2 protein-coding genes are annotated in these 3,883 nt (G+C 69.3%); one reads left to right on the forward strand and one right to left on the reverse strand.

What is annotated here, in order from left to right:
- Positions 1 to 150 precede the first annotated feature (150 nt).
- Positions 151 to 708 (reverse strand): PPA1309 family protein, encoded by a 558-nt coding sequence (locus IH00_RS0123660; RefSeq protein ID WP_031076793.1) that lies wholly within the window; start codon positions 706 to 708, stop codon positions 151 to 153.
- Between the two features lie 171 nt (positions 709 to 879).
- Here IH00_RS0123660 and IH00_RS0123665 point away from each other — a divergent pair, with 171 nt between their 5' ends.
- Positions 880 to 3,846 carry a UPF0182 family membrane protein gene (locus IH00_RS0123665; RefSeq protein WP_031076794.1) on the forward strand — a complete coding sequence of 989 codons (2,967 nt, stop codon included), beginning with the start codon at positions 880 to 882 and terminating at the stop codon, positions 3,844 to 3,846.
- Positions 3,847 to 3,883: the final 37 nt, after the last annotated feature.

A 3,883-nucleotide genomic window follows, 5' to 3' on the forward strand; every position in this document is an offset into this window, starting at 1 on the left:
CACAGTGGCTCCTGAGCGGCACAGTGGCTCCTGAGCGGCACAGTGGCTCCTGAGCGGCCGCGCGCACGGAGAAGGGGCGCGGCATCCGGCCACGCCCCTCCACCCGCTCACAGCCCCGTACGCGAGGACCGCGCACCCGGGCCCGCCCCGCTAGGACTCGAACGTCGCCGCCAGCGCGTCCGCCAGGCCCGGGACCAGGTCCGCGCCCGTCAGGACCTCCGTCGCCGAGTCCTTCTCGCGCAGCCGCAGCGCCGACTCCCGCGCCCCGTTCCGCAACACCGCCACCGTCATCCGGACTTCCTGGCGGTCGGGGTGATCGGCCACCCACTTCGCCAGCTTCGCCTCGTCGAGCCCCTCCGGCACGGACGCCTCGGCGGACGGCGGCAGCATCAGCCGCTCCACCGTCATCGCGCAGCCGGCGACCGCGTCCGGCCAGGCGACGGTCGCGAGGAACTCGTCGAGCGGCCGGTCGGCCGGGATCTCGTCCTGCTCGATCGGGGTGAGCGGGGCGGCGGCCTCATCGGCGTCGAGACCGAGCTGGGCGGCCAGCCCCGGCTCCTGGGAGCGCAGCTGCGCCGTGTCGACGAGGGCGAAGAGCCGGGCCGGCTGGTCCCAGCCGAGGCCGGACGCGTACTCGTCGATCTCGAGCACCGCGCGGGTCAGCGGGCTCGCGGCCATCGGGGGACCGGAAGGGGAAACGTTGGACATGAGCAATATCCTGCCTGCTTTCCACCCCGATACGGGAACTAGGTAAAGCCTGAGTAAGTTGCATCAGTGGGTCCTACGATCGCTGGGGCCCGGCGCAGCCGCTTCAGCTGCCCGGAACACGACCTGCTCAGACACGACGCGAACTTCGAGGGGCGCACGTTGGCTTTCCAGATGCCGGACCGCGGCGGAGGCCCGACCGGGCCACGGATCAGAGTCGGCCGGCCGTCCCGGCGGGCCCGCACCCTGCTCATGACACTGGGGGTGCTGGCCGTCCTGGCCATGCTCTTCGTCATGTTCGCCGGGTTCTGGACGGACTGGCTCTGGTACCGGTCCGTGCAGTACTCGTCCGTCTTCACCACCACCCTGTGGACCAAGATCGGCCTGTTCGCCTTCTTCGGTCTGCTCATGGCGACCGCCGTCGGGCTGAACATCTGGCTCGCCCACCGGCTCCGCCCGCCGCTCAGCGCGATGTCGCTGGAGCAGCAGAGCCTGGACCGCTACCGGATGGGCGTCGCCCCGTACAAGAAGTGGGTGTTCCTGGCGATCACCGCCCTGGTGGGCCTGATCGCCGGCGCGTCCGCCTCCGGGCAGTGGCGCACCTGGCTGATGTGGGTGAACGGCGTGCCGTTCGGCCAGAAGGACCCCCAGTTCGGGATGGACGTGGCGTTCTACGCGTTCGACCTGCCCTGGTACCGGTTCCTGCTGGGCTTCGGCTTCGCGGCGACCGTGCTGTCGCTGATCGCCGCCGTCCTCACGCACTACCTGTACGGCGGGCTGCGCATCACCAGCCCCGGCGCGCGCGCCACCGCCGCCGCCACCGGGCACCTCTCGGTGCTCCTCGGCATCTTCGTGTCGCTGAAGGCCGTGGCGTACTGGCTCGACCGGTACGGCCTGGCGGTGAAGTCCAGTGACTTCAAGGCGACCGGCAACTGGACGGGTCTGCGGTACGTCGACGCCAACGCCTACCTCCCGGCCAAGACCATCCTGTTCTGCATCGCCGTCATCTGCGCCGTGCTGTTCTTCGCCACGCTCTGGCGCCGGACCTGGCAGCTGCCGGTGATCGGCTTCGGCCTGATGGTGCTCTCCGCCATCCTCATCGGCGGGCTGTACCCGGCGATCGTGCAGAAGTTCCAGGTCCAGCCGAACGAGCAGGCCAAGGAAGCGCCGTACATCGCCAAGAACATCGAGGCGACGCGCAAGGCGTACGACATCGACCGGGCGAAGCCGGAGAACTACTCCGGCAAGTCCACGGTCAAGGACAAGAACCGGCTGCGCAGCGACGCCGACTCGGCGGCCAGCTACCGCCTCGTCGACCCGAACATCGTCTCGCCGACGTTCCAGCAGCTGGAGCAGAAGCGGAAGTACTACCAGTTCCCGACCACGCTCGACGTCGACCGCTACCGGGGCAAGGACACGGTCGTCGGTCTGCGGGAGCTCAACATCAAGGGCATCCCGAAGCGGAACTGGATCAACGACCACTTCACGTACACCCACGGCTACGGCGCGATCATGGCCACGGGTACGACCACGGACGCCAACGGCTCGCCCATCTTCACCGAGGCCGGCCTGCCGACCACGGGACAGGTCGGCAAGTACGAGCAGCGGATCTACTACGGCGAGAAGACCGAGCAGTACTCGATCGTCGGCGGTCCGCAGAAGGAGCTCGACTACGAGGAGAACGGCGAGAAGAGCACCAGCTACCAGGGCAAGAGCGGGGTCAACCTCTCCAACGCGTTCAACCGGGCCGCGTACGCCGTGACCTTCAGCGAGCCGCAGATCCTCTACTCGGGAGCGATCGGCGAGGGTTCGCGGATCCTGTACAACCGCACGCCCAAGCAGCGCGTCGAGGCGGTCGCCCCGTGGCTGACCATCGACGGCGACGCCTACCCGGCGGTGGTCGACGGCCGCATCCAGTGGATCGTCGACGCGTACACGACGACGAACGGCTACCCGTACGCCTCGCGTACGACGCTGGGGGCGACGACCACGGACTCGCTGACCGCCGGCAACGAGACCCGCGCGGTGGTGGCGCAGCAGAACCAGGTCAACTACATCCGCAACTCGGTGAAGGCCACCGTCGACGCGTACGACGGCACGGTCAAGCTGTACCAGTGGGACACCGAGGACCCGGTCCTCAAGACCTGGATGAAGGCGTTCCCGGGCACCGTGCTGCCGAAGGACGACATCAAGCCGGGCCTCAAGGAGCACCTGCGCTACCCGCAGGACATGTTCAAGGTGCAGCGCGAGCTGCTCACCCGCTACCACGTCACGGACGCCGCGCAGTTCTACAGCGGCAGTGACGCGTGGCAGGTGCCGGACGACCCGACCAACAAGGACGGCAACGCCGTCCCGCCGTACTACCTGAGCATGAAGATGCCGGGCGACAAGGAGCAGCGCTTCGCGCTGACGACGACGTTCACCCCCAACGGGCGGCCCAACCTGGGCGGCTTCATGGCGGTCGACGCCGACGCCGGCAGCAAGGACTACGGCCGGATCAGGCTGCTGCGGGTGACGCAGGACGTACCGGGGCCCGCCCAGGTGCAGAACAAGCTCAACAGCCTTCCGTCCGTCGCCCAGTTCGTCCGCGACCTCAAGGGCGCCGACTCCGACATCCAGTACGGCAACCTGCTCACGGTGCCGCTCGACGGCGGCTTCCTGTACGTGGAGCCGGTGTACGCGCAGGGCCGCAACGCGCTCTACCCGCTGCTGAGGAAGGTGGCCGTGTCGTACGTCGACGCGGACCAGCCGGAGGGGGACACCACCAAGGACACCACGGTGTTCGAGGACGACCTCGGCAAGGCGCTGAACGCGGTCTTCGGGGTGGACGGCGAGACACCCACCACGCCGCCGCCCGGCGACACGACCAAGCCGCCGGCCACCGGCGACGCCGCACTGCAGCAGGCCATCGCGGATGCGCAGAGGGCGTTCACGGAAGGCGAGGAGGCGCTGAAGAAGGGCGACTGGACGGCGTACGGCAAGGCCCAGGCGGACCTCGCGGAAGCGCTGCGGCGCGCCGCGGCGGCGGAAGCCGCGGCCAAGGCGGACGAGAAGCCGGCCGCGGGGAAACCGGCGGACCGGAAGCCGGCCGACCAGAAGCCCGCAGGTCAGCAGTCGGCCGACCCGGAACCCGCAGGCTGACGGAGCCCGTCCCGCGTCGTGATACGGTGGTTTCACC

Source organism: Streptomyces sp. NRRL S-118 (assembly GCF_000716335.1).
In the GTDB taxonomy this organism is placed as follows: Bacteria; Actinomycetota; Actinomycetes; order Streptomycetales; family Streptomycetaceae; genus Streptomyces.